The organism is Microbulbifer variabilis ATCC 700307 (assembly GCF_000380565.1).
In the GTDB taxonomy this organism is placed as follows: domain Bacteria; phylum Pseudomonadota; class Gammaproteobacteria; order Pseudomonadales; family Cellvibrionaceae; genus Microbulbifer; species Microbulbifer variabilis.
This window is the reverse complement of the sequence record NZ_AQYJ01000028.1, coordinates 240,368-266,756: the sequence shown is the minus strand read 5'-3', so window position 1 is coordinate 266,756 and position 26,389 is coordinate 240,368. Positions and strand designations below refer to the sequence as shown.

Below are 26,389 nucleotides of genomic sequence, written 5' to 3'. Positions count from 1 at the left end.
TCAGGAAAAACACTACAACCATCTGTTTGAAAAGGTTCTATTTCCAAAGCCCATAATGTAGATGAATAAAACAATACGATTATTAATAGGTACTTCATAATACTTTAATTTGATCAGCAGCAGACACAACCTACCCAACTAACTCCAGAATAGGATGAACTATATTTTATAACATCCTCCTCCAGTTAGGGGGTTTACCATAGAAATAAATGGGAGCTTCCAAGATTTTCCTGCGATCAATTCTTCCAACCAATTGGCTACAGGTACCGGTTAGATAAATAAAGTTTCAATCAATTCTCATTGGGCTCGAGCCTTGCCCACGAGAGTTTCAAAAAAATCCAAAGAGCTTGCTGATGGAGCTGGATAACTATGCTGTTTACCCAATTCACCTAGGGCAGCAAGAATAAGTGTATCACCAATGACCTGGCGCACTCGAGCAAAAACCAAAGTAGCACGAGAATACCTGTCATGTGAGAACTCAGCGCTGACCAGGCTAAGATTTGGCTTATGGCTATGGACTTCGGCGCTCTGATATCGCTATCGCTCATAGGAGATCAGCCCTTCCATAGCAACTCTTCCCTGATAACGTTCCAGCATCAACAGCTCTATATACTTAGCTATGGATTCCACCAAGAAGGCTCTATCTCATTTAATCCCATTTCAAACCAATGGCCAAACCATTAGCCAAACCATTGGTATGCAGTTTTATGAACTGCACGGCGATAGGCCTGACTGCTATCTTACCCTTTATTTGGCACCCTTATCTTACAACTACCCCTGAATATTCCTACATTAAGTTTATTACCATCAGAAAATCATAAACCTTTCGACACACTAAATTTGCTTGTGGTCTTGATTTTCTGGTTAGTCACCACTCCTTTAATTTTGGCCTTCGAGCGAGAACACAATACTCGGAAGCTCGCTGAACTGACAAATGAACAGACCCAGACTGAGCTAAGAATGTTACAACAACATGTTAATCCCTACTTTTTTAATACACTAAACAGTCTATATGCATTACGCTTAATGCAGTCGAATCAAGCGGCACCGATGCTGCTGATATTATCTGACCTTCTACGCCATTTGGTGTATCAGGGTCAAACAGCTGAAGTAGCACTAAAAGATAAACCTGCCTATTTACAAAATTATTTTGAACTGCAAAAAATAGGAGTAGAATTTCTCTGCAGGATTGGAATAGATATAAATTACCAGAGGAATCAAAAAAGATTCCACCTCTATTAATGATTATACCAGTAAAAAATACCTTTAAACATAGTAATGAAATCAGCCACGACAAATGCTTTGTTCACATCCTTTGATATGTGCAAAGTAACAAATTAATGTTTGAATCTATTAATCGCGCACCTGATCAATCTATCAATAAGAACACCGTGGGTATTGGTCTGGAAAATATTAAACATCGCTTACAATTAGGACAACCAAAACGTTTTACCCTACAAAGGGTAGCTGCAGGAACAGCATTGGCATGCTCGACTAACAATACAATTATGAAAACCTTAATTATAAATGATGAACCATTAGCTCATGATATCCATATACACCAAAGCCATATACATGTTGATCTTGAAATAGCAGAGCAGTGTTATAGGGCTGCTGAAGGACTTTCTTTTCTAGCTGACCAGGAAATTGATCTGATACCATTGGATATTCACATGCCTGTTTTATCCGGCCTGAAAATGATTAACATACTGGCTAACCGCCCTCAGGTTGCTCTTTGCACTGCCTATCAGGAATACGCACTTAAAGGTTAAGAATCAAATGTAACCGACTATCCGTTGAAATCAATCAGTAATGAACATTTTCCCCAAGCCATGGATAAAGTCAGACGTCATTTTGGAGAGTCAACACCGCCAGTAAACCTAGAACATATAAATTGTATCGTAGAAAGAGTAGAACAAAAAATCCTAAATATTAAATTATTAAATTATTAAATTATTAAATTACTTTATTTTGAAGCTTACGGAAAGTATGTAAAAATCTGGCTTGGGGATAATATTTGCTTACCGCATCTACCAAAAAAATTTTTAGCCTAAACAGAAAAATGTCATATTGGCCAAAAAAACAGTAAAATTTGGTAAAAAAACTTCAGCAAAATACTATAGATTCATGGTCATGCTAAGTTCATTCATGACTGCTCCACAATAAGAAAATTAATATAGGCAAACCTCAACATGCCATCCGGCCTATTAGAACAATAGTATAATTATAAAAATTATTACAATATATTCATAAACCATCATTTTTTTCTAAAAAATGAAAATTTGAATTTCACATAAAGCTCTTTTAATTACAATTAAAAATTTGTCCGATAATCTTAAGTCATCTTTCTTTTCAAGTTGCCTCTATCAATACACACAAATAAATTTCTGCAGATATCTTATTCCGAGCAGCCTTAGCAAATCTATAAACTTCTTCACTTATAACTAGCATCTCAGCAAGAAACTTCACATCTACTTATCTTCATACTATAAGTAAATAAATATAAATATTTAATCTTCCTTGGGAAGCGGTACTGCGGTATCTAATATCGTTACCCCATTCAAGCTATAGCCATTTATATCTGGGTAATCTACTTGCATTCTTTTAACGAATTCACTAACCAAGAAGTCTAGCCCAACGTCTGAGATAGGTCCACGAACACGACCAAAATTACTGCAATGTAGAGTCCAAGCTTTCTCTGCCTCTCCCCCACTAACAGTATAATTAATTAAAAGTAGCTTTGGACCAAAACGATTCCACAACATATCACCTAAATTAACAATCTGTAATAAGACAATAATTATCATTATGCCTAATACTGTAGCATCCATTTAAAACTCCTACATATAACTTTTCAGTAGATTAGATTTACTCTTCAGTTGAAGGCCTTTTCCAATGGATAAATTTACTTTTAGCCTCTGTAATTATGGCCACTCGTTTTCGTTTCTGACGCGCATCTTTACGTCGTAGGCTATCACAGGATTTGCATCGACTATCACGACCACTACTATTTTGGGAGTTTAAATAGTAGTTCTCAGGAGTTTGCCAGTAGCGACATATGCAACACTGTAGGCGGCCTTGACTATCTGTCTTCCGGCGAGGGCGTCCTACTGTAGGGTGTTTAATCATATTAGGAGACTGCCTATGAATTTATACTTATTCTGCATGCCAGGTTTTAATCCGTGGGGTGCGAGGTTGACGCTGCTCAAACGCTGTCTTTTTAAAGTTTGCTGCGTTAGCCTTTCCGAACAACATGCCAACTAACATCCAGCGTCCAGTATTGAGATACTCGACATATTGACGACGACTCATTTGAATAGACTTGGCTCTTGCAACTTGAGTTTCAAGGCCTGGCTTGCCAGCATGTAACTCTAACTCTACGACTTGACGAGCTTCAGATAGAAGCTGCCCTAACGTCATTAGACAGCGATCTACTTCTTCTGCTCGAGGGCATTGATAGCCATTATGCGGAGAAGTTGATCGTATTATTTCACCACCACTAGACATAAGTGCAGCAATTATATTTCCGCTTCCTGATAACCCTTGGGGAAGGCCGTCATACCCTGCGGAGCTCCATTGCAACCACTCCTCTAAGCGTTGCTCTAAAGCTTTTTTTAGTTTGTTATCTAATTGCGCCATAAATCTATAGTCCCAATCCTGTGAACAAAGGCGATCTATAATTTTTAGAATGTCACTCTGATGTAAGTAACTCTTAATAAATTATTTCAAGTTTCAGTGATATCATTTTTTCATTGTCAGCGTGGTTAGTTTTTTTATTTAGCCGGTATGACCTTTTTTCCTTTATTTAATGATCGAGAATTTTCTTAATACGAAAGTTGCGCTTTAGTTCTTTGTATTTGTTGTTATTTCAACTATAAATATCTCCCTGCTAACAATTAAGCCAGGAGGAGTTTTGTCAAAGTACAGAGGCCAACAGCTGACCACCTCACATGTTCACTTAAAGTGAACATGTGGAATAATGTACATTTGAAGCGTACTTTTATCAACATTTATTTCTAGATTTTTTGTGTAGCGTTCATCTCGAATGGGCTTACCCCTCACAAAAAGGGTAATTTTTTGCTAGATGGAGCTGTAGACTGAGTTATCAACTTCTCGTACAAAAGTACATACTCTATAGTTGCGTAGTGAGTTCTACCGATTAGAATGTGCCTGCGCCTTAAAGGAAACAACGTTCGTTCCCCGCTGAAAGGTTCATTTATAATGGACTTATGATAGTGGTTCACCAACAGACTAAATGAAGCATGAAAACAGTGAAAACTGGTAAGAAGAGTGAAACTTTGAAAGATCCCAATAGCCGGGGAGCTAGTGAACGTTTACATAAGCTCCTCACCCAAAAAGGTTACCCCGTAGGGCGTGGTCGATTGTCTAGCTTCTGCAAGGAGTTCGGTATTGGCAAGACTACAGCAGCAGCTTGGCTTAACAATGATGTATTGCCTAGAGACCGAATTGAGCAGCAACGCATCGCCAATGCACTGGGAAGTAGTGTTGGCTATTGGGCGACGGGTGAGGGCGAAACAGAATTACGACAAATTGACTTTCTGCTAGTTGGTAAGTGCGTCAATGCTATCGTGGTCTATTTGCGCGATGAGTGTGAACTGGATCCGGATACTTTACCAGACGTGGTACTGGCTGATGCATACGGTAGCTTGTATCGTTACGCCCAGGAGAACAATGGCGAAATTTCCTCAGAGTTAGTCGCCAAGGTTTCTGTTCAGGTACTTGCGAAGCTGGCTCAAAAAAGTTAAACATCAACCTCAGAAAACTACTATTACACATACTTAACTAATAAGTAATCACCTATTATCGAGAGAGGTGTATTAGCTGATTTTGAAGTTATCCTACTTATAAAGCAGAGAATACTTACCGTGAATGAAAACTATTTCTCTGACCATAAAGCTAATAATATAACTCTGATACTTACGAATTTTCAGCAAGCTATGGCTGTAGCGCCGCTTGAACTTGCGTTGTGTAACGCTGGTTTTTCCCAATACTGTGGGTAGCCTGATCCACAGTCCATACACCATCAATTTGCTGGTGGAAGTTACTTAAGCGCAGAGGGGTTTTGGCTCTAAGATTGGGATTTCCATCCAGGGTAAATGACAGCTTTCCGCTCTGGCGGTTTAGATTACGTAGACGAGCAGCAGCTGCAGTTTCCGCATCTGTTGGTCCAGATCTCAGTTGTGGTAACCGATCTACCGCCCCACTGCGATCGCCGATTAAAACCAATTGTTCTGTAGCCGTAAGCGGGTCATGCCAGCGAGCTTCAACACCACTATAGAGATTACGATCGGGTAGGGTAAATCGCCAGTTCTCGCATGTATCTGAGTTAATTCGCATCTCAAGTAACTTCTTACCACTGGCACTTTTGGCTTCATCTACTGGAACAAAAATCAGACGATCCTCTACCAGCTTGGCTATAGCCTGCATTTCCAGTGCAAGACGAGTAAGTAAGTTCATATCACTTTCGTTGGTTTGATCTAGATGCTGGAACTTGTGATTTGCTAGGGATTCAGCCACAACTGGAGTTAAACGGTTATCTTTACAGATTTCTGTGATTAGCTCCTTTAAAGTAAGATTATCCCAACTACGTGATTTATGCGTCTTTAATTTATCACGAAAGTTGCTACCACGGGCAGTTATAGTCATCTGACGCAGCGGCCCACTTAATTCAATCTCATCTACAACAAACCTTGGTAACATTTGTAAGTCATTGCCATAACCTAGCTGAGCGGAAATTAAAACACCCTTTCGCGGTATAGCTAGGCGACCTTCCGTATCATCCAAAATGACACTAAACGTATCAGAAGTTTGGCCTGCCTTATCCACCCATGTGAACCCTAGAGCTCTTTGGTTGAGTTCACTTCCCTCAATACCATCCACTTCTATTACAAAACGCGGCTGCATAGAAGAACCTCTAATCCCATAAGTTAATCATTGGACTTTTTACCTTCGCATCGCTCAATTCTGGCAGAATTATACGCACGCCCTCTGGCAACACTGAAGGCAAAAGGGCTAACTTAGGATTTGCTTCTAGCACTTCCGGTACGGCGGACTCTCGGCCATAGTAACTTTTGCAAACTTGGTCCAGGACATCCCCAGCTCTTGTACGGTAATCAGTGACCATACTTTGCTCCGTAATATGTCAAAGAAATAGAAAACTCCACACAGCGAGCCACTCCATCTGCCAATGGATCTTTGTCGGTGCGCTCTATACTGGTAATTGCCCAAAACCCCATTACTTCACCCATTCCGGATACAAGCTGTAAAGGCTCTCCTTGAGCAGCAGTATCTGCCATTTCTTGAAGTTGATTAGGCTTACCAAACTCTAAAGGATAGATTGTCCCACTCAGAGTAATGTCACGTGTTCCCTGCCCAGTAAATTGAGGCTGTGGATACCCCCGAGGGCGGTTACTATTCTGCCAGTTGAATTTCCATGCCTGGCGCAACTGATCGTAGCCAGCGGTCTGTAGAGCAAATGGAAAGTCTCCTAATTTCAGCATAGTTTCTGATGGAACGTCTCCTAATTTCAGCAAAGTTTCTAATATATTCATCATGTCGCCGCTCCATTCATTATACCCAGGTCAAACATTACACTGCGTTGCTGAGCTTCTTGGCTTCGTTGACGTTTATCCAGTTCTTCACCTACTTTGCGTCCTATGGACTCTTCATCCACTCCTGCTGAAGGGTAAATATTGATTGGAGAGTTAATACTGTTTTGTACCATGATATTGCTGCCACCTCGAGGTCGTATATCTGCTTGCGTGTCTATTGTCGTTGGCTGATTTTCAGGATTCTCTTCTTTACCGAACAGCTTTCCACTCAACCAGGAGGCTCCACGAAATAGCAAACCTAAAGGACTTTTACCCAAGATTTTGAAGGCAAAGTCTTTGATCTTGGTTAGGGATTTACGTGCACCTTCAGGTAGCTTATCCCATAAACTACCCAAAGTTTTATCGCGAATCTCTTTAAGCCAATCTCCAAACTTACCAACCGCTGCAACAACTTTGTCCCAGTGCACCCAGAGTAAGGCTACGGCAGCAACGATACCTGCAATAATAATCCCAGGGAGTGATAACAAGCTAATAAAAGGCAATATCGCAACAGTCATTATTCCAGTTAGCACAGCACCAATAGACTTAGCTATTCCGCCAAATTCACTAAATTTACTGACTAAAGAGCCAACGCCTTTAACCACTTCGATTAAACCTAGAGCAAAATTACGGATAAACTCTTTAGCTTCTGGCTTTTGTAGCCACTGCGTAAAATCCTTGAACATACTCATAAGTGTTGGCATCAGCTCAGTAGCAAGAAGGTTTTTAAAGCCAGTAAGCGTAGTGGTCAATTTTAGCCAGCTAGTGTTAAAATCCGCTGCAAGCTGAAGTTGTTTACGGTCTAAAACATTACCTGTCGCGTTAGCTTCCTGGTGCATCTGCTCAAGCCCACTACTCCCACCGCCTAACATGTTGACCATGTCGATACCTTGAGAACCAAAAAGTTTATCCGCTATAGATATACGCTTACTTTGACTTTCAATAGTCACCATAGCGTCCGCTATAACTTTCAATTGTTCTTCAGGTTTCATCTGGGCCAGGTTCTGTGCATCCAAACCCAGATCTTTAAGTGCAGACGATGCCTTCACATCACCCTTCGCAGCCGCAGTAATACCTTTGATCATATTCTGGGCGCTCATATCAAACGTTTTGGCAGTTATGCCTGAGCGCTCTGCGGCAAAACGATACTGCTGCAATCCCTCTACAGTGAACCCAAGCTTGTTAGCGGTATCAATCGCTTGATTACCTGAGTCAGCCGTACTTTTTACAAAATTGAAAAGCCCTAAAGCTGCGGTGGTTGCACCTGCTCCTATGCCTTTTAAGTGAGAGATGGATTTTTTAGCTATGCCAGGTAGACGCCCGAGGGATTTAAGGCCTGCCGAGCGTCTTTCTAAGCGCTCTAATTTTCGATCCACATTAGCAACACTGATACCATATTTTTGAGCCGCTGTGGCTGCTCTCCAAAGCTCCTTACGTTTACGCTCAACAACCTGACGAGCTCTCTCCCCTTTAATACTACTGGCCTCGTAACGCCTTTCCAGTTTGGAAAGACCATCTCGTTGCTTTTTTAAACCCTCGGCCGCAGCCATTGCTTCATCGGTCTCGTTAATAGACTTACTAAAGCGTTGCAACATTGTCTGGCCTTGTGTAACAGCACTTTTAAATCCAGACGTTAAGGTGCCATCTAGGCTCACTAATAGGGAAAACTTGCTCATGGATACGGATCCAAAGGGGGTAAATTAGATAGATTGCCTCGGTACAGCTTCATCTTTAGGCAGATGATCAACCCAACTACTCAGTTCCTCACAACTCATATTTGAGAGTTCTGTGAGACTCCAGCCAGTCCAGCTAGCCAGAGTTATTAATAGTCTTCGGATAGCAGAGGCGCTTAGGATAAAAAACCTTCATAGGTCTCATCTAGTTTTTTGAAGTCTGCAGCATCCATATCTTCAATGACTGCGGGGGAGACTTCACAGAGATTGGCATAGGTTTCAGTCGCCAGCTCACCATCTCCCACCGGCTGGCGTTTGCGTTCTGATTCTTTTTGTTTACGCTCAATAGCTAGCAAGTCACGCACCTTGGGACGCCGCATTTGCAATTCGGAATAGATAATACCTTGATATTCAACTGGAAAATCCAGCTTAATTACGTTCTCGGACATATTTTCCTCAAAAAAAGCCCACAAGCATTAAGAACCTGTGGGCAAGTCAATTTAGAGAGTGATAAAAAAAGAGGGAATTGAAAACTCTTAAGAGCCTGGGTTATCGGCCAATAGCAGCGCGAAGCTCTGCCGTCTGGTCAACACCATCAACAACACGCTTGCCATTTAGCACGTCAATTTCAACGACTTGACGGCCATCAATGCTCACAGAGTAATAACGCAGTTCCGCACTGTATTTCTGTTTGTTCATCTCACCGGGCTTATGAGAACCAGCTTCATAAGTACGCACCAGCCCTCGCATCTTAATAACCACCGGTACCACTGAGCCATCGGCTTCACTTTGAGCTGCCGCGCGTAGGGTTAAGGGTGTACCAGCTTGTCCTGCTTGACCCCACTGGGCCAATGTTTCGGCATGGTAGCCAGCCAGGGTCCAACTAGCTTCCAGTTTCTCGACCCTGCCCATATCTATCCCAATAGCGGCCCCTAAACCGCCCCCGTTATAGTCTTCAGTAACGACTTTGAGGCTAGGTGCTTCAAACTCTTCCACCAAACCGGCATACCCCTTACCATCAGCAAAGAGCTCCATATCTTTAAAAATAAAACCTTGCATTTGTTTCCCCGCTCAGTCGAAAATAATATTAAATTAAGCTACCAGATCGGTTAGGTAGCGATTAGTGCTAGCAACTTGGAAGCGGATACTCTCTGCGATACCAACAGGGGTATATTCTACGTTGAAGTACACTCGTCCAGCGGCCAATTCACTTGTACTATTAAGCTCTGGATCTGGGGTACAAGTGCCTCCATGAATTGCTCCAAGCAGAGTCAAGCGACGTAAGAAGTTATTAACACTTTCTGCGACATCTTCAAAAAAGGTTCGATTTAAATTACGATCTACTGCCCAAGCAACACCTTCTTGAATACTGTCATCAATTGCATCGGCGATACGTACATGCGTTTCAAATGCCCACTTGGGATCTGCAGAACAAGTACGGTTTCCCCAAAGACGAAAACCACCTTGGCGAATTACTGTTGTAATCTCATGTTGATTCAGTAGATTAGCGCGGCTATTAGGGTCACCTTGAATGAAATCTACAGGGCGACTGCTACCAACAATTCCTGAAATTTCCTGATTGGAGATGGATGCCCAAAAACCTTCTTCGCTATCTCGCTTAGCACGGATACCTGCAGCAATCGCCGACAGAGGGACTCGTTTATTATCTCCACTGGTCTTATCAAATTTGAGCACGGACGGATCAAAAATCTGTAGACGCTTACTGCCGAAGTTAGTTCGAAATGCTTTTGCGGCAGCATCATCGGTGTCAGGGGCATCAATATATGCAACGCCTTTAACTCGATCAGCGACGACGTTCATTTCACTCGCGACTGCCGAATCAGACGAAAAGCCTGGGGCAATCACAATACGGGGGCGCTCTCCCACGGCACTTTCCGCACCACGTAATGAATGTAAGCCAGTGTACTGGCCAGCACTTTCGCCCCCAATAACGTTTGCACGAGTGGAGGAATCATCAGGGCCTTCTGCTACCCTTACTACTACAACTAAAGCGCCGGCCTGATCTAAAATGGCATCAAGAGCATCAGGTAAACTGCCTTTAGCAGTACCCAATGTATCCAAGGCTGATGCCTGCAGTTCAGAACCCGCAATCAATACGGGTTTGTTGAGAGGGAAAGGTTCATCGGTACCGCCAGACATCCGGAGTGCAGGCTGCGGCGAAAGAACACCACTACCATCACTATCACCGTTTACCACAGAAAATAGTGCTGAAGCCTCCGCATTTGCTGCTAATGCCGTGCGAACATTATCAGCTGTGCTAATAAGCTTGCTACTTGAATCTGTGGCGAGTGATACCGTTACTGATTTACCATTAATGTTAATGGAGAGAACAGCATCTGCGGTATTTGGATTGACAAACTCAATACTGATGACATTGCCCGTATTACCAGGGCTTGCTGCCGTAAAAACAAGCTCTGTATTTGCTTCAGTAGTGCCAATAGTCAGAGAGGCATTGGTTGCTGCCGCAGCATTTGGGGCCGTCCCCACAATACCAATACAACCCAGTTTGACTAGGTTGATATCGCGTGCGCCGGCGTCACTATGGGTTACCCCTACGCCGTGTAAAATGTTGGTGCTCATAGAATAGCTCCTGCTTTTAGTGATCAGTTAGTAGAGACATCAGCTGATAGCCAGTGCCGCCAGTTCATCAATAGTTTGTTGTGCTTGGGCCCCATAGTCTGAGCCCTCCGCAAGCTCCAAAATCTGAGCCTTACCACGTAGGCGGAGATCGCGGATTTGGTCGAGTGCCTCGAGCCAGACACTATGTTGGAATTTAATTTCTGCCACTGCTTCTACAGCAGTTTGTCCAGAAGTATCCATTTGTACTTGTACAGCTAGAGGGGTGGGGCCAGGAAATCCATCAACCTCATAAGCTATTGCTACTTCATAAGCTCGGCGACGTTCTTCATGCATAAATTCACCGGGCCCTAAGAGTTGAGCACGTACTTGGCCGGCAAAGTGATCGATGCTGATTAAAGCATCAGCACGTCTCTGTTCCTCACTACGGGTATCAACCTGCAGTTCTGCCCACAGAGTGGCATGGTCAGCAATTACCTGCTGAAAATCATCGAGAGTTAAAATTACATCATTAGGGCGAATGGGGTCTTGCCATTCAATCTCTCCCTCTACGCCATCGAACTGTACTGCGTGCACTGCATCGAGAATATCGTAGTCAGCCAAGTCCATTTCCACAGTGTTACCATCCACTGTAACTAAGCTCTCGGTAGCCATAATCGTCAGTTGCATTATCTTTGCCTCTAGATTTATGGTGCTATACGCTGTACATAGGCCAGCGCATAATAAGGAGGTAAAATCGCCACAGTGTGCTCATGGCCATCATGAGTAGAGGCACTTGCCGTGTGGTTATGTGCACCACCACCACCACTGTAGCGGGTATAAGTATTGAGCCCGTTATCCCAAGTACCTCCATCCCACTTGAGTATCCATCTTTGCTGGTATGTTCCGGTACTTCCGTTCGTGTAGGCACCTAGATCATGATGGTGCCGGTGGCTAGGAATTTGTGATAAGGTCAATGTGTGGTTATTAACTGTTATCGCGTGGGAGTGGGCACCATTCTTACTTGTCCTTGCTGATGTGGCACCACCAGTCGCCCCAACTGAATAATTGTCCCCAGCGCCAAGTACAAATCGGTTACGCAAATCACGTGTACCGTTACTGCCATTACATAGCTTGTATCCAGCTGGCAAATCTTGGATCTCCCCGCCCCAGATATAAATTAACTGACCAGGAAATTGCTTATTGATATATCCCTTTAATGTTTCTGGAGTGACGGCCTTTTTCTTTTCATTGCCAATGTCAACTTCACTCTGACTGGCCAGCGCTACGATTCCGCTCTGGCTAGTACCAGCTGCTACTGGTTTATTATCATTGAGTTTATTCTGCAGTGTCTTTGGAGTAACTACGAGTGTTGAGCTATTTCCATCATCCACAGCCTCCTGGGTAGCCAAACGGGTAAAACCATCTCGATTCGTAGTTGCATAAACATGACTGTGGCTGGAAAGAGCCAATACCGACAAGCGCTGATGGAGCGTTTTTGGCGTTACCACTTTATCATCAACGCTCCCTATATTAACTTCGGCTTGAGTCGCAATAGGAATAACGCCCGCACGTTCTGTGGTAGCTGTTGGGTTGCTAAAGCCTGTATCTCCAACGGAAATATTATCCGCGTTACTACCAGATAGTTTGATATCTAGGGATAACAGGTAAGTTGAATTGGCTCCTTTATTCCCTACCGGGTCGGCTCCAGGGCCTACCGAATATACGGCATAAAGTATTCCCGTATCGGTATACAAGCCAAACTCATTAACATCATAGATATCACTGCTCTCATCTTTTAAGGTGATATGCAGCATATCATTGGCAACTTCTACGTTACCGGATATGGTAGGCAGTCTTTTAAATTCTTGTTGCAACCCTGTAGCACTGGCATCCGGGTTCCAGCGCCCTGTACCCAGGGCAATCTTTGACAGTTTTACCGGTAAAGTACCGGCGTTATTCTCATCCACGATGGCCTTCTGGCCTGCAGTGGTAAGTACTAGCGCGAGTGTCACGGGTTTACTCCATGCACGGGCGAGCCACTCAGCCAAAAAATACCGAGTGACTCGCGGGCAGATTTATGGGAAAAGTGTTTAGGTCGCGGTAAACCGCAATCGGTCAAATACAGCAGCTCGCGCTAAACCTACAGATAAAGTCGTAGCACTTGCCTGTGTCCCCAGTCGCATAGTGAAATGGGAACGAAGCGGTTTAACATATGTTACCGCTTTCACAATATCTTTCTGAAATTCAGCACTCACTGGCTTACCAAATGCATCCACAGCATTTAGTACCAGATCAAAAGTATGAGGCTTACCTGGAGGATCAGTTTGAAACCACTCAACAATTGCTACATCTCCACCAAAGGCTGCAGCTGCAGTTTCTACTGCAGATCGAGTACCTTTTGTTGTATGTGTAGTAAACGCTGAGCGAATTACGGCACGTTTGGTAGCGGTAGGCCAACTATCATTCCATGTATCCACACTATGTTGCCAGGCTAAAAAAGGTAGGAACGTTGGTGGACATTTATCTGGGTCATAGAGTTCTGTAATGTTTACCGGTATTGCATTGAGTCTGGTAGCAATAACAGACTCTACAGCTAGCTCCAACTGGCTCGCATTGGGTGGCAATAAAGTGTTATTCAAGATTTACCCTCCATTAGTCAGCATAAAAAAGCGCGTTGGTCACAATATATTTTGTACCCTCTAACACTGGTAAAGATTCATGTAGCTCCGAGGGTGGAAACAGCAACAAATCTCCAGTAGTCGGAGCGATATTCTGACCACTTTGCAAAAATTTTAGCTGTCCACCTGAATAGTTGTCGTTCAAATAAAAGACCAGGGTGAATACTTTGCGCCACCCAAGGTAATAGTGCCCCGCACGAGCCCCATGATCAGGATTTTCATGAAAACTCAGCGGACGAGGATTATCCTCGTGAGCCCGTAGGTATTCACCCATTTGGTAACGAATTACACGAGACTCATAGAAGTAACGCTGAGGTCCTCCACTTCCTAAGTATTTATCTAAAGTACGTGTAGCAGCCGCTATCAATTGATCCCTTACCCAAAGCAGTGGCTCATAGCGCTCAACCCAAGTTTCTGAACTGGTTCGTGAATCACCGACAAAATTATCTGATGTATAACCAACTTGACCCGATCGTAGCCACCGACCATGTTTCTCAGCAGCCTCAATAATTTCTGCACATATTGCTGGAGGTAGAGCTCCCTGGTTAAAGCAGGCTAACTCATGCGGCAGCATGGGATTCTCCCTTTTTTATGCCTATTAGTTCAGCCTTATCCGCAAGAATATCCTCACAAGCAGAGAGCCAATTTAACAAAATATACTTATTATCATTTTCCGGCGGGAATGCCTCATGGAGGTAATTATCAGATACTGGAAATACTACCGCGCTCCCGGGATTTGTATTACAGCAGACATTCTGCTGAGGGAAAAACAGCTGCCCACCATAAGTGTGATTTAGATTAATGACCATAGTTAATTGACGCCATTCACCTGGTCGGCAATGGCGTAAGTCAGAATGCAACCGAAAAAATCCGGTTGGCCTATAGCGTACTATACGCGCAGGCTCGGCCACTAAGTAAGCCTCTACATTCGCTACATTTTTTCGATATAATTCGGCAATATCTTGGTAGAGAACTTCCAGTTTTTTTTCCAAATCGGTCAGCTCAGAATGCTGACTAAGCCAGATCTCATGACAGCGGCGACTACTGGGGACCACTACATTTCCCACGCCGTTCCCCATTACTACCCGGCCGGGCGTGTTAAATTTTACTGATTCAGCTAGCTGGATAATCTGCTCACATTCAGTTTTTTTAAACACATCGTGGACGTAAATAATTCGGGGATCCGTAGTACGTTCTATTTCCATCGAGTTCTCCTACGGAATATGTATTCCCATACCTACGCCTATGCCCATACCAACTGTAGAAAATTTTGTAGCTTTCAGGCCAATAACGTCATCAAATAGGTAACTACCACCAATTAATTTTATACGTACCCGCACTCCGCATGTGTAGGATCCATTACTGGTTCGATTGCGGTATGCATAGCGAGTACCATTAATAGTCCCCACAGAACCTACTGATGGCGAAGCACCAGAAATATCGGAATTGTCGCCGGATACACTGGCATTATCGAAGCGCATCTGGAATTTATCACCTACAGTGCTACTAGCAGGCTTAATCCAGGCTCCCTGACTAACGGGGGAGCCAGACTGATTTTCCAAATATATGTATCCGTTGCGGGCAATTTCTAAACGTGCTACCGCGTTAGTCGGTGAGGCCGCTGACACTGAATAACTACTTGGTAGATTACCTGGGAGAAACTGGTAATGGTGAAAAGTTATCGTAACCGTATTACTGTAGACAGTACCTACACCATCGGTCACCTTGCAACGGTATTGGCTGGTTGTTATTTCTCCTGTATCGGAGCGGCTAAGAGTCACGCTCCTTCCATTAGCGGAAACTGACAAAGTGGTACCACTGACCTTTTGCCAAGTGTAAATAAAATTCCCAGTGCCATTGCTCGGTTGGCTACATGTCAATGTAGTACTGCAACTTACTGAACCCGTACCGGCATTTTGCTTGACTGTGGTACCAGATAAAGATGGTGTACCCATAGCTACATAATCGGTAGCACTATAGAAATCTGCACTATCAGCAGCACCTGAAGTCGGAATATTATTATTTTGTGAAATATTCGGTACAAAACTACCGCCTCGATAAAATTGTGAAGTATTACCGGCACCACTCTGTCCAAATACACTTTGTAGATTGGCACTACTAGCCTGGCCGCTACTGGGCATAGTTGCCATAATTATCCCCGCTATTTAGTTTGATCTCGCTAATTTTTCTGCAGCTCTTTTATCGTTTTACTACATTCTTTGATGATCTCAGCCTGCTGTTCAAGTCGTGCTTCCTGGTCTTTACATACTTCAACGAGTAATCCCGTCACAACGTTATAATCGGCCTGATCATATCGCTTACCATGCTTCCTGAACTTCGATTTGTAAACAGTACCTGGTAGTGCTTTACGAATATCGGGGCTCATCAAACCGCCAGAACCACGACCACTGTCTTTCCAATCGAAAAGAACGCCATTAAGTTTTTTCAATCTGGAAATTGGCTTGTCAATCGTGCGTACATTGGTTTTAAGAATTGGGTCTGATCCAACCGAACTAGACTGCCAATACACATGGCCATCAGCATGGAAATTACCATTGGAAACATCGAACAAATATTTCGTTGTGGTGCCTGAGCGAATATATAAGTCACCAGTATGTAGACTCAAATAACCGTGGCTTCCGCTATGCATCATACGCATATCCGCACTGTTGCCCCAACGAACCTCCTTGAGGTCCTGCCATTCAGTATGTCCTGTTACATTATCATCAGTATCAGAACGAATAAGCTGTGAACCGTGTAAATTATCTACGGTGTCCGCATTCCCGGCACTAGTAGCACTGGTAGCACTATTGGCACTAGTGGCATAACTAACATTCAGATTCAGCGAGATGTCGCCGTTTGCATCAAAACTTGCTGAGCCACTGGCATTACCGCTGACTGAAACAGTACCACCGGTTTTTATCGCACCGATTTCTGCTGGGGTAGGCTTTTGCCCTTCATGATAGATTTTTTTATTATCGCCATAAGTCAATCCGCCAGATTGTTTTATATAAGCTGCGCTAGGTTCCGCAGCCTGCCAAACGGCCTCATCATTGTAGGTAGTAGATACGCCATTAGATTTCGTCGCGCCAATTTCGAATACACTTACTCCGAAGTGATCAACAGCCTTCTGTACCCACAGCTCAACCGGCTGACCATACCCCGCACTAATCAGCCGAAAAGCGTCATCTTTAAAAGCTCCACTATGGTTAAATGCATAGGAGATACCGCTATCGGACACTAGGGTATTTGGTGCGGTCTGCTGAACGACATGGACACTCACCATTGCATGACCACGAATAGATGAACCATTAGTTGTCAATAATAGAATCGATGTGGCATTGGCATAATCAGAATTGGGCATATTGAATGTAGCAATTTTCGCCCAATAATTTGCACTGCTCATTCCCGCATTCTTTAAATTGCAAACCCGCCTCCCCAAGCCCTCTACTGGAAAGGGGCCGGTGTTTTCTTTTACTCCATCGGTATAGGTAATTCGCAAGGTGCCATCAACTAAAACTTCCATGCTGGAAATACCGCGCCCGGAGTCGCCCTTGGGACCGGCCAAGTTACCAATTATGGACCAACTACCAACACTCTTTTGATAAAGAATTTTATTTGGGCTATCCAGCTCCACATAATGCTCGCCATTTCGGCCCAGGCTGTCTGCAGGTATACCATTACCAGCGAAAATACCCAGGCCTTGTTCGCCCTGAATTCCTTGTATACCCTGGTTACCCTTATCGCCCTTATCTCCTTTTGGGCCTTGGGGGCCCCGTAGATTACGCAACTTCGCCCAACTGTTATCACTTTTTCCATACAGGTCGGCACTATCATAGTCCAAGTATTGGTCGCCATTGTTACCGAGGCCCGCAGCAGGTATACCACTACCCCAATGAATTGTTGCGCCTTGAGGGCCAGTTGGGCCGGATGGGCCCGCTACACCGCTCTGCGCCAGAGTTAATGTCTGGGTGATTTCGCTCATAATTTTCTAATGGTTAAACAGTGACGTGCGGCGTCACAGTGACGCAGCCATATATCAGGCATTTGCACTATCAGTTTTGGGTTTTAAAGAGAAGCTGTAGAGGGCAGCAGGCCAAGCAATTATCAGCCTCGCAAGGGCTAAGTGTGCATAGCAAGGAGCAATACCCTCACGACTAAAGTCTTGAGATTTTTATTTTTGTCTAGCTAAAAATAAGCACTGCTTACTTAACTTTCGCTAGGTATAACGGCATAGTTAATACAGGTTTTCAATCCGGCTTTGAAGACTTTTCATCATATGCTGGAGTTTATTAACAGTTTTACCTTGGTCCTTGATAGCTTTAAAGTCATCACTCTGCCGCTGCAATCTATTCTCCAAGTCTTTACACACCTCAACCAACAAACCAATGACCGCATTATAATCGGCCTGATCATATCGCTTACCATTCTTCTTAAATTTGGATTTGTAAACGGTACGTGGTAGTGCCCTACGAATATCCGGGCTCATCAAACCGCCAGAACCACGACCACTATCTTTCCAATCGAAAAGAACACCATTAAGTTTTTTCAATCTGGAAATTGGCTTGTCAATCGTGCGTACATTGGTTTTAAGGATTGGGTCCGATCCAACCGAACTAGACTGCCAATACACATGGCCATCAGCATGGAAGTTACCACTGGAAACATCGAACAAATATTTCGTTGTGGTGCCTGAGCGAATATATAAGTCACCAGTATGTAGACTCAAATAACCGTGGCTTCCGCTATGCATCATGCGCATATCCGCACTGTTGCCCCAACGAACCTCTTTGAGGTCCTGCCATTCGGTATGTCCTGTTACATTATCATCAGTATCAGAACGAATAAGCTGTGAACCGTGTAAATTATCTACGGTGTCCGCATTCCCGGCACTAGTAGCGCTGGTAGCGCTATTTGCGCTGGTAGAATAACTAACATTCAGATTCAGCGAGAGATCGCCATTTGCATCAAAACTTGCTGAGCCACTGGCATTACCGCTGACTGAAACCGTGCCACCGGTTTTTATCGCACCGATTTCTGCTGGAGTAGGCTTGTGCTCCTCATGATAAATCTTCCTATTTTTTCCATAAACTAGCCCGATAGATTGTTTGACATAAGCTGCACTAGGCTCCTCTGCCTGCCAGCTAAAATCGTTATGATAAGTAACCGTCACTTCATTAAGTGCGGCAGCCACTTCGTGAACACTCAAAGATACAAAAGAATGCTTCTTTCTCACCCAGAGTTCTACAGGCTGACCATATCCATTAGATATCAATTTAAACGAATCATCTGCAAAAATTTCACCATGATTTGCAGCAATATATACCCCAGACTCTGCCGCCAAAGTATCGGGGCTGGCTCCCTCACGAAACTTTACAGTGATCACGGCCGCGCCATGTACTGCTTGATCCCCACAAACTAGAGCTAAAACCAGCCCAGCATCAGCTGTACCTGTCGTAGTTCTTAACGTTGCGACTTTGGCCCAGTAATTTGAATTATCAGCTCCTGGATTTTGTGATAGTGCTACACGCCGTCCCAAACCCTCTATCGGAAAAGAGCCAGTATCTTGATTCGTACCATCAGTGTATGAAACTCGCAAGGTGCCATCTGATAATACTTCCATATCGGAAATACCTCGGCCAGTATCACCCTTTGGACCAGCTAAGTTACCGATTACAGACCAATTACCAGCACTCTTTTGGTAAAGGGTTTTACTTGGGCTATCCAGCTCCACATAATGCTCTCCATTTCGGCCCAGGTTATCTGTAGGTACACCATTACTAGCAAAAATACCTAGGCCCTGTTCACCCTGAACTCCCTGGATACCTTGATTGCCCTTATCCCCCTTATCTCCCTTTGGCCCTTGAGGGCCACGGAGGTTGCGCAGCTTTGCCCAGCTATTATCACTTTTTCCATATAAGTCGGCACTATCATAGTCGAGATATTGGTCGCCGTTGTTACCGAGGCCCGTGGCAGGTATACCACTGCCCCAATGCATTGTTGCACCTTGAGGGCCTGTTGGGCCGGATGGGCCCGCTACACCACTCTGTGCCAGAGTTAATGTCTGGGTAATTTCGCTCATAGTTTTCTCATAGCTAGACAGTAACGCGCGGCGCCACAGAGACACTGCCATATATCAAGCGCTCAGCACTATCACTACTGGGATTTAGAAACAGATCGTAGATAGCATCGCGCCAGGTAAAACCAGCGGTTACGAGACCCGGTATTTCAATTTTTAGCTGGCCATTATTTGGGTCACCGCTGTCGCCTCCCACCTTCAGCCCATCTAAATTGTCTAAAGATAGCAGTAGTGTTTTATCATCATGGTTATCACGTATTTGTAGACGTGCCGTGTAGCCAGTCAAGTTACGAGGTGTGCCTGGTGGAGCTTCAATAGTCATTAGCAAGCCATAGCCAGCCCCTTGCTCCAGTTCAATATTGTAATTAGAGCCGTACATATTTACCCCCGTATAATTTCAATACCTGCACACCACGCGGTCTGATGTGGTTCATTGAGGATATCGAATTCTGGTTCGTGCAATTGCACTCTTTCTATACCCTCTTGATGCAATACTTTGGATAACCCCGATCTGGCTACAGTAAGGCCCAAACCATGGCGTTTCTTTGCATAAGCAATTGCGGCCTCTTCAGCACGTTGATATAACGCTTCATCCACAGGTCCTGGCATTGGAGTCAGAGTTGCACTAATAGAGTACTGTTTAATTTCAGGCTCTATTATCTCTACCTTATCAGTTAGAGGACGTATGGACTTTTCTGATAAGGCATTATTCACAGCTTCAAGTAAATCCGGTGAAGCCGAGCCATTACCCTCAGTGCTGAGGATAACCACATGTACCACTCCATCACTAGGACTGCTTGCCAATGCATCTTTTACGCGGGGGTCAGCTGCAAGCGCATGGCTCTTATAGGAGCCTTTAGGACCAGCAGTGGTGAGGCCCTCGAAGGCAAGAGGAATTCGCCCGCGGTAGCGGGTGTCATCCTCACCTTCTAGCCGGCGAGTCTTGTTGTTCTCTCCCAGCCGATCCAAATCTCCATCAACCGCAAAAGCAACCATGACGCCCCGAGCCGCATCATTGACTCGCTGACGAGTGAGCATCTCTCGGTAGGCAGCTACTTGTAATAATCGAGCTAAAGGCTCGCTTTCCATTTGTACATAACTAAGATTCATCAGAGAATCCGCTGGGATTTTGAAGTAAGGTGCTCCATCATCAGTAACTAGATCTGCCCTCACTGTTTGTGGCTTAATCACCTGCCCCATTTCATCAAGTAATAGAGGGGAGGCACCATCAAGCAGAGCTACCATTTCGCCATAGATACTTTCAAAATCTAGAGTTTCCACTATATTTGGTGCTGGTAAGCGACTGATGTCCACTGCACTTTCTGTTGTCATATTTTTATATTCTCCAGAGTTATAAACTCGCCGCTGTCCACCATATAGCCGGACAGTTTCATAGTTATACCGCTGCTCTCCATACGTACTACCTGCATTTCTGTACTCTGAAAGCGAGGTTCCCAAAGGCTTAAAGCCTCTGCTGCATTGGAGTAGATATCCACTATGGTGGAGCGAGTTAATGGTGCATCCAAGGAATGGAAAATTTTTGCACCATAGTTCCGACGCATTAATCTAGACCCTACTGGAGTAGTGAGAATGTCGGTGATTGACTGACGCAAGTGCTCCAGCTCTGTGATAGCCATACCACTACTACTATCCATACCGTATCGCTGCACGCTTCCCCCTATTGTGGTTTCTCAGTGGGGCTACCCACCGATTTCACTATATGTGTATGCTTGGGTAGGCTGATGCCATTACTGCTAAGGTCATCACCGGTATGCTCAACCTTTCCTTTCATTTGAATTTCAGTCCCTTCTAGCCTGAGACTTTCGCTCTCTAAGTTAATATTTTTCGCTTTTAAACTTATATTCTCAGCCTCAGCAACAATCGAGCCCGCCACTTTCAACTGGGTATTACCATTTTGATACTCAATCATGTCACCATTGGCGAATGTGCGGCGAAAAAGGTCGGCAGTATCGCCATTAGCTGGTGCTTTATCGCTATAGATCGCTGGTAAAATCACACCTGCACGTAGCTCTCCACTAGGGCTTAATACTGCAACCTGTTCACCAATACTCGGTGGACGCCACTCGGTATCATTAGTCCCAGCCGCTGGGGCAAACCAACGTAACCAGGTTGTTAGGTTTTCTCCTAAGCGCACGCGAGCGCAGGCTGTGTCATAGTCCACCTCCTCCACAGTACCGAGACGTACTATATTGTCGACCCGACGCTGTAACTCACCAAGCTGCTGTAGAAGTGCAGTTACTACTTCTGAGTTCATGCCTCGCCCACCTCACCAATTTTGGTATAGTCATCGCGATGCTTTAAGCCAACTTTTGGTTCATAACCCACATGAACTTCTACCGGCTTAGGTATTGGCGTAAGATCATGTCGCCGGTCTTCTCCGACCCATATTTTCTGAGTAAACCTTAAGGTGTAAGCAGCAAGAACACCGTCACCAGTTTCATTAAGCTGCAAAGGCTGAAGCCCTTGGAAATTCAAACGTCCAGACTTTTCAATTAACTTGGCTTGTGAATCGGTCAAGTGCTGCTCAAATACTAGGACTGTTGAAACCGCAAGATCTCGAGCTGCTCGGTTATTAGCCACCAAAGTAGTCAGATTGCCTACAATGACTATAATTTCCCATTCTACTGAAAGCGGCTGCACGCCATTATTAAAAGCAGCTATTGGTTCACTAGAAACGAGTCTTAACAGTAAGGCTGGAGTGCTATCAGGAATCTCACTACTACCTACCTGAAGTTCCTTTATTATTTCTTCACATTTAATTATGCCGGGAATACTTTGTAATTTAAGTAAAATATTGTCAGATATAGTGTTAATACTGGTCATAAATGTGCATCTCTTATCCGACCTCAAGGAGCAAATAAAAATTAGATCCAATGTGAAATTCAAAAACTAAATCTGAACCACTGAAATTTTAAAAACCCAAAAAAAAATAAATAAATTTGAGCAACACAACCCAAAGGAATTTAAAACTTTTGAATCTAAAATTTTTCGGCCACTAAATAAATTTAGCTATCTTTAGATAAACCCGAAGGAGAACGGGCCATATGATAGCGAGCTATCGCTTCGCTGATTTTATTCGGAGCAAAATAAAAAGTAAGAATTACTCCTACCGGTAATCCCATTTTCGAGGCTGCTGAAAAAGTAATTTCAGCAGCATTAGCGAAACTTTGACTATAAGGCTCAAATGCTGACCACACACACAATATCAAAGCTACGAGACTTTCTAGCAGCCAAATAAACGTAATTGATAACGCTAATAAACGCCGGGTAAGGTTCTGGCCAGCAGTTACCTGCTGCCACTTCAGCATCCAATCTAATACTCTTGCTTTGAAATCAGCTTTTTCCTCTTCAGTATAAACTAAAGCATCACCGGTTCTAATTACGGCATCGACACTCTGTTCGATAACATCGCTAGTATCCCATAATCTCTTCCATAAACTCATGATTTAAGCCCCAATTTAATTCCCCACAAGCATGGCTCTCGAGATAAATATTGATAAGCTGCTTCCGCCGCTTTATCATAAACTTCGTTTAGAGTTAAGAATCCGGCATTAGTTGTCTCTATATATGGATATTCCTTTAGTGGCTTAAATAGCCCTCCGCCATTACATTGCCAGACTGTCATAGTTTCGCTATTAGTAGATACTGCTATCATAAATTCTTTTGTTGGCACCACTAATACAAGTACTTCTGATGAACCTATAGACTCTAAGGTAAGGGGGCTCTTTTCAGTTTTGTTCATATTTGTGTACAGGATTTCGCATTAAGAAATTCTTAACTTGGTTCACATCAGCTCCCACTTGATCAATACTATTCTGTAAATTCTCAAATTTACGGTCAGTTTTCTCTTCCAGGCGACGATTAGCCTCATCCAGGCGTGCAATATCATTCTTGTGGTTGTGCTCTAATGCTTGCCATTTGCTCCAAAACATTCCAAAAGAAAAAACTGCCCCACATAGCATAATTACCAAACCAATAGCCACCGGTGTATCACGGTCGATCGCTTGAGGTTGATCACAACTCATAAATTCCCCAGGATACAAAAAAGCCCCAGAATTTCTGGAGCTTTCTCAATATTCAGATTAAACGACTTCGAAAAATATTAATCGAAATTAAATTTACTGTCTTAGCTTCTGCTGGTCTTACCTTACCCACACTACAGAAACCTTATCGAAAAAATCTGTAATCACCAAATATATGACCCTTTTAAATCGGGCCTGTAATTTGACTATGGACTAATAAACAATTTAGGCACGCAATAACGACCACAAAAGCATACTTCAATACCTGTCATTCTCCTCAGAGCATATAGACAGAAAATTCAAACTATCAAGCCAACTGCCACCAAAGCAGCACTGGTGGCAGCTATCAATCAAGCATAATTAATTAACATTTTTGGAAAACCAAAAAAATCTGAGAATTTGTGACGCAATCGATTAACAGCCGCAGCAGCTATCGTCACATCTCATTTTCCTACCCTCACCTTTATGGGCTTACTTCGCCCACAATGCAGAAACTTTAGCAAACAAATCCGTAACTGCAAAATACATGACCCTTTTAATAAACCTCAAAGATTATATCTATATTGCAGTGTATAACTCTACCTAAGAATGCAATACGACTCTTATGAGTACCCCTCAATAACTTCCATTTTCTTCAGAGGATATAGATGAAAAAATTGCACCATATAGATATCAAGCCAATAGCCGCAAAATTAAATTTTACAGCTCTGGCCTGTTATTCACGAGCTTACCTTGCCCACGATACGGATACTTTAGCGAAAAAATCCGTAATCACCAAACACATGACCCTTTTAATTCAGACCTCACTTATAGAATATGGAAGGAACAATAGATTAACAGCCAATAAATTCTTCACACTAATCAATATGTAAGCAGGCATTGCAGTAAGAAGAGTTCAAAAACTGAAGCTAGCTTGATAGCTTAAGCCTAACTTACGAAAAACTAATAAGTGCTAGAATGAGTCCTCACCACTAAATTCCTCCATAGCTCGCTAGGCTAGAAACTTCTTGTGCCCAGAAATTTAGACCTCAAAAAAGTGCGTCACGGCTTCGCTCTATACCTGCCAAACACTTTAGGCCGTTTAGTGCTCGCACCGGTTAAGTTTCCGATAGCTGTGCGCCATTGTTTATTCCTCCTCAATCCCTCATTGCTTATAAATTTCCGAAGGAGTCTTGAATATCTGGATATCCCACCATAACTATTACCTCGAATGTGACAATTCTCTTGCACAAGTCACAAAGCGACGACAAATAATTATTTCAGTAATATTTGCAATAAATTGCTCAGAAATTTTTTACAAGATATTTCGCCATAATACGAGATAAAATAGGACCTAATAGGTTGAAGCGTTTTATTTAGATTAATTAGGGCTAAATATATCGCAACAACCTGGAGTCGAGAAAAGGTAATGCTTTAAGGTAATTTGATTTGTTTTACTCTATCTAACTTTGTCATCGGGTACAGTTAAGCTTTAATGTACATGCCTCGCATTTTCTACAAAGATCTGCACGTACGGATGCAATACAATGTAAGGTGCCCTTTGTTTTAACCTCAGCTTTGTAGGTATCCTCAGACAGTGCTTCGAATAGCTGCCGTTGAATAGAAAGGGCTTGTGTCATAGTGGCGCCCTTAGCTAGAGCAATTTTTGCTGTTACTCTGGCAGCTACTCGCGCAGCTCGATTTTTAGTGTTTATACCCCCATTTTTTTCCTGAAATTGGGTTATTTTTCTAGCTTCCATGACAATCCTCTCACTTTATTGTCGTAATACAACAAACAAGAGAACAATATACCTATTGAGGTCTATCGTAAAAATCCCTGATGGGTCAGACTTGAACCGGTTTATTAAAATAGATTCGACATAGATACGATTTCATGAAAGTTGCACTATCGTATAAATGCTTTTAAGGAGAATGGTGGTGAATCGCTTACCCACTAACTGGCTTGAGTTGAGCCCAGGGTTGCGCTTGGCTCAACAGCGTCGAGCGCTGGGTTTGAGTCTAGTAAAAATGGCTGCGATCTCGGGTATCAGCGCAGAGCGCTTGCAGCGTATAGAGAGAGGCAATGGCAGGTTGGCTCCTAGAGAACTATTGCCTTTACTGGGCGGCTACAATTTGAGCCCCAATAGCTGGCTGGTCGGTATGGAGAAAGTGCCATTATTAGGCATCGAAGCCAGCCCGCAATTCCAACAACACCTAAGCCTGCTAGACCTGGATGAAATGGAGGCTGTAGAAAAATTTGTGTTCAACATCACCGCGGGACGTAATGCCCAGCCGTGAACCCACCAGGGAAGAGCGGGACTATATGGAAATGTTGGCAGCGATAGCGAAATCTCTGCGCTTGGATGCCGGGCAGGGAATCACCGCTACGGCACGGGCTTTGGGGATGAGTCTATCGAGTTACAAACGTTTAGAGCGCAGTGAATACCTAGCCAATGGAGCGGATTTACAGCAGCTCGGGCGCTTATATGGGCTTGATGCCAACCTCTTAGTTTATGGGGTAACCTTAGTCGGGCAACCGCTTTCTGGTGAGGCGAAGTTAGCGCGCACTTGGCAGCGTCTACTATATCGTCTACGCGCACTGGACATTCAGACGCAGGGAGCAGTAGGGGAATTAGTGGCAGATCTATATCAGTTGCACCTAAAGCGTGGTGGAGCTCCAGCCGAGATAGCTATAGCAAGAGACCAGCGACGCTTACAAGCATTATTAAAATCAGAGTAAGGGCTA

Annotated in this window: 31 protein-coding genes; 5 read left to right on the top strand and 26 right to left on the bottom strand. The window is 43.7% G+C overall.

Annotated features, from left to right (window positions below; genetic code table 11):
* The first annotated feature begins 960 nt into the window (after positions 1–960).
* Together G367_RS27155 and G367_RS25275 are read left to right on the top strand one after the other, a co-directional pair.
* Complete coding sequence (locus tag G367_RS27155) at positions 961–1,242, top strand: histidine kinase (RefSeq protein WP_157533586.1); 282 nt, start codon at positions 961–963, stop codon at positions 1,240–1,242.
* Positions 1,243–1,340: 98 nt separating this feature from the next.
* Positions 1,341–1,772: a LytR/AlgR family response regulator transcription factor gene (locus tag G367_RS25275; protein ID WP_020414348.1), complete on the top strand. Its 432-nt coding sequence runs from the start codon at positions 1,341–1,343 to the stop codon at positions 1,770–1,772.
* A gap of 738 nt (positions 1,773–2,510) precedes the next feature.
* Here the strand turns inward: G367_RS25275 and G367_RS0116910 are convergent.
* Both G367_RS0116910 and G367_RS0116905 read right to left on the bottom strand, forming a co-directional pair.
* Positions 2,511–2,831 (bottom strand): hypothetical protein, encoded by a 321-nt coding sequence (locus G367_RS0116910; protein WP_020414347.1) that lies wholly within the window; start codon positions 2,829–2,831, stop codon positions 2,511–2,513.
* A gap of 325 nt (positions 2,832–3,156) precedes the next feature.
* Complete coding sequence (locus tag G367_RS0116905) at positions 3,157–3,639, bottom strand: hypothetical protein (protein WP_020414346.1); 483 nt, start codon at positions 3,637–3,639, stop codon at positions 3,157–3,159.
* Positions 3,640–4,298: 659 nt separating this feature from the next.
* On the opposite strand from G367_RS0116905, the gene G367_RS0116900 reads away from it, so the two are divergent.
* The gene (locus G367_RS0116900; protein WP_157533585.1) at positions 4,299–4,766 is read left to right on the top strand and encodes a hypothetical protein; all 468 of its coding nucleotides are present in this window, start codon (positions 4,299–4,301) and stop codon (positions 4,764–4,766) included.
* Positions 4,767–4,956: 190 nt separating this feature from the next.
* Here G367_RS0116900 and G367_RS25270 read toward each other — a convergent pair whose 3' ends face one another.
* The 24 genes from G367_RS25270 to G367_RS0116775 form a co-directional block, all read right to left on the bottom strand.
* Positions 4,957–5,925, bottom strand: a complete 969-nt coding sequence (locus G367_RS25270; protein ID WP_020414344.1) for a contractile injection system protein, VgrG/Pvc8 family — start codon at positions 5,923–5,925, stop codon at positions 4,957–4,959.
* Between the two features lie 10 nt (positions 5,926–5,935).
* A complete protein-coding gene (locus tag G367_RS27150) occupies positions 5,936–6,145 on the bottom strand; it encodes a tail protein X (RefSeq protein WP_020414343.1) in 210 nt (69 codons plus the stop codon).
* Entirely contained in the window at positions 6,135–6,575 is a 441-nt protein-coding gene (locus G367_RS0116885; RefSeq protein ID WP_020414342.1) for a phage tail protein, read from the bottom strand. The genes G367_RS27150 and G367_RS0116885 overlap by 11 nt, the downstream gene beginning before the upstream one ends.
* On the bottom strand, positions 6,572–8,287 hold the full coding sequence (locus G367_RS0116880) for a phage tail tape measure protein (protein WP_020414341.1): 1,716 nt from the start codon (positions 8,285–8,287) through the stop codon (positions 6,572–6,574). Before G367_RS0116880 ends, G367_RS0116885 begins: the two co-directional genes overlap by 4 nt.
* Before the next feature lie 173 nt (positions 8,288–8,460).
* Entirely contained in the window at positions 8,461–8,733 is a 273-nt protein-coding gene (locus tag G367_RS0116875; RefSeq protein ID WP_020414340.1) for a phage tail assembly protein, read from the bottom strand.
* Between the two features lie 100 nt (positions 8,734–8,833).
* A complete protein-coding gene (locus G367_RS0116870; protein ID WP_020414339.1) occupies positions 8,834–9,343 on the bottom strand; it encodes a phage major tail tube protein in 510 nt (169 codons plus the stop codon).
* 33 nt (positions 9,344–9,376) lie between these two features.
* Positions 9,377–10,885 (bottom strand): phage tail sheath subtilisin-like domain-containing protein, encoded by a 1,509-nt coding sequence (locus tag G367_RS0116865; RefSeq protein WP_020414338.1) that lies wholly within the window; start codon positions 10,883–10,885, stop codon positions 9,377–9,379.
* A 39-nt stretch (positions 10,886–10,924) separates the two neighbouring features.
* Positions 10,925–11,551, bottom strand: a complete 627-nt coding sequence (locus G367_RS0116860) for a hypothetical protein (protein ID WP_020414337.1) — start codon at positions 11,549–11,551, stop codon at positions 10,925–10,927.
* A 17-nt stretch (positions 11,552–11,568) separates the two neighbouring features.
* The gene (locus G367_RS25265) at positions 11,569–12,876 is read right to left on the bottom strand and encodes a phage tail-collar fiber domain-containing protein (protein WP_020414336.1); all 1,308 of its coding nucleotides are present in this window, start codon (positions 12,874–12,876) and stop codon (positions 11,569–11,571) included.
* A 78-nt stretch (positions 12,877–12,954) separates the two neighbouring features.
* The gene (locus tag G367_RS0116850) at positions 12,955–13,503 is read right to left on the bottom strand and encodes a phage tail protein I (protein WP_020414335.1); all 549 of its coding nucleotides are present in this window, start codon (positions 13,501–13,503) and stop codon (positions 12,955–12,957) included.
* Positions 13,504–13,516: 13 nt separating this feature from the next.
* The gene (locus G367_RS25260; protein ID WP_020414334.1) at positions 13,517–14,116 is read right to left on the bottom strand and encodes a prolyl hydroxylase family protein; all 600 of its coding nucleotides are present in this window, start codon (positions 14,114–14,116) and stop codon (positions 13,517–13,519) included.
* Complete coding sequence (locus tag G367_RS0116840) at positions 14,103–14,747, bottom strand: 2OG-Fe(II) oxygenase family protein (RefSeq protein ID WP_020414333.1); 645 nt, start codon at positions 14,745–14,747, stop codon at positions 14,103–14,105. The genes G367_RS25260 and G367_RS0116840 overlap by 14 nt, the downstream gene beginning before the upstream one ends.
* Positions 14,748–14,756: 9 nt before the next feature.
* A complete protein-coding gene (locus G367_RS0116835; RefSeq protein WP_020414332.1) occupies positions 14,757–15,692 on the bottom strand; it encodes an immunoglobulin domain-containing protein in 936 nt (311 codons plus the stop codon).
* Between the two features lie 29 nt (positions 15,693–15,721).
* Positions 15,722–17,527 (bottom strand): collagen-like domain-containing protein, encoded by a 1,806-nt coding sequence (locus G367_RS0116830; protein WP_020414331.1) that lies wholly within the window; start codon positions 17,525–17,527, stop codon positions 15,722–15,724.
* Between the two features lie 252 nt (positions 17,528–17,779).
* The gene (locus tag G367_RS25255; protein ID WP_020414330.1) at positions 17,780–19,624 is read right to left on the bottom strand and encodes a collagen-like protein; all 1,845 of its coding nucleotides are present in this window, start codon (positions 19,622–19,624) and stop codon (positions 17,780–17,782) included.
* Positions 19,625–19,637: 13 nt separating this feature from the next.
* Positions 19,638–20,000 (bottom strand): hypothetical protein, encoded by a 363-nt coding sequence (locus G367_RS0116820; RefSeq protein WP_020414329.1) that lies wholly within the window; start codon positions 19,998–20,000, stop codon positions 19,638–19,640.
* Positions 20,001–20,002: 2 nt separating this feature from the next.
* The gene (locus G367_RS24075) at positions 20,003–20,953 is read right to left on the bottom strand and encodes a baseplate assembly protein (protein ID WP_020414328.1); all 951 of its coding nucleotides are present in this window, start codon (positions 20,951–20,953) and stop codon (positions 20,003–20,005) included.
* Positions 20,950–21,291, bottom strand: a complete 342-nt coding sequence (locus G367_RS0116810; protein ID WP_020414327.1) for a GPW/gp25 family protein — start codon at positions 21,289–21,291, stop codon at positions 20,950–20,952. The genes G367_RS24075 and G367_RS0116810 overlap by 4 nt, the downstream gene beginning before the upstream one ends.
* Before the next feature lie 8 nt (positions 21,292–21,299).
* A complete protein-coding gene (locus tag G367_RS24070) occupies positions 21,300–21,896 on the bottom strand; it encodes a phage baseplate assembly protein V (RefSeq protein WP_020414326.1) in 597 nt (198 codons plus the stop codon).
* Positions 21,893–22,465: a hypothetical protein gene (locus G367_RS0116800; RefSeq protein ID WP_020414325.1), complete on the bottom strand. Its 573-nt coding sequence runs from the start codon at positions 22,463–22,465 to the stop codon at positions 21,893–21,895. The genes G367_RS24070 and G367_RS0116800 overlap by 4 nt, the downstream gene beginning before the upstream one ends.
* Before the next feature lie 182 nt (positions 22,466–22,647).
* Positions 22,648–23,085: a hypothetical protein gene (locus tag G367_RS0116795; protein WP_020414324.1), complete on the bottom strand. Its 438-nt coding sequence runs from the start codon at positions 23,083–23,085 to the stop codon at positions 22,648–22,650.
* Positions 23,082–23,384, bottom strand: a complete 303-nt coding sequence (locus G367_RS0116790) for a hypothetical protein (RefSeq protein WP_020414323.1) — start codon at positions 23,382–23,384, stop codon at positions 23,082–23,084. The genes G367_RS0116795 and G367_RS0116790 overlap by 4 nt, the downstream gene beginning before the upstream one ends.
* Positions 23,371–23,667: a hypothetical protein gene (locus tag G367_RS0116785; protein ID WP_020414322.1), complete on the bottom strand. Its 297-nt coding sequence runs from the start codon at positions 23,665–23,667 to the stop codon at positions 23,371–23,373. Before G367_RS0116785 ends, G367_RS0116790 begins: the two co-directional genes overlap by 14 nt.
* Before the next feature lie 1,448 nt (positions 23,668–25,115).
* Positions 25,116–25,403, bottom strand: a complete 288-nt coding sequence (locus G367_RS0116775; RefSeq protein ID WP_020414320.1) for a hypothetical protein — start codon at positions 25,401–25,403, stop codon at positions 25,116–25,118.
* 178 nt (positions 25,404–25,581) lie between these two features.
* On the opposite strand from G367_RS0116775, the gene G367_RS0116770 reads away from it, so the two are divergent.
* Both G367_RS0116770 and G367_RS0116765 read left to right on the top strand, forming a co-directional pair.
* Positions 25,582–25,941, top strand: a complete 360-nt coding sequence (locus tag G367_RS0116770; protein ID WP_169337130.1) for a helix-turn-helix domain-containing protein — start codon at positions 25,582–25,584, stop codon at positions 25,939–25,941.
* Positions 25,928–26,383 carry a helix-turn-helix domain-containing protein gene (locus G367_RS0116765; RefSeq protein WP_020414318.1) on the top strand — a complete coding sequence of 152 codons (456 nt, stop codon included), beginning with the start codon at positions 25,928–25,930 and terminating at the stop codon, positions 26,381–26,383. The genes G367_RS0116770 and G367_RS0116765 overlap by 14 nt, the downstream gene beginning before the upstream one ends.
* Positions 26,384–26,389 lie beyond the last annotated feature (6 nt).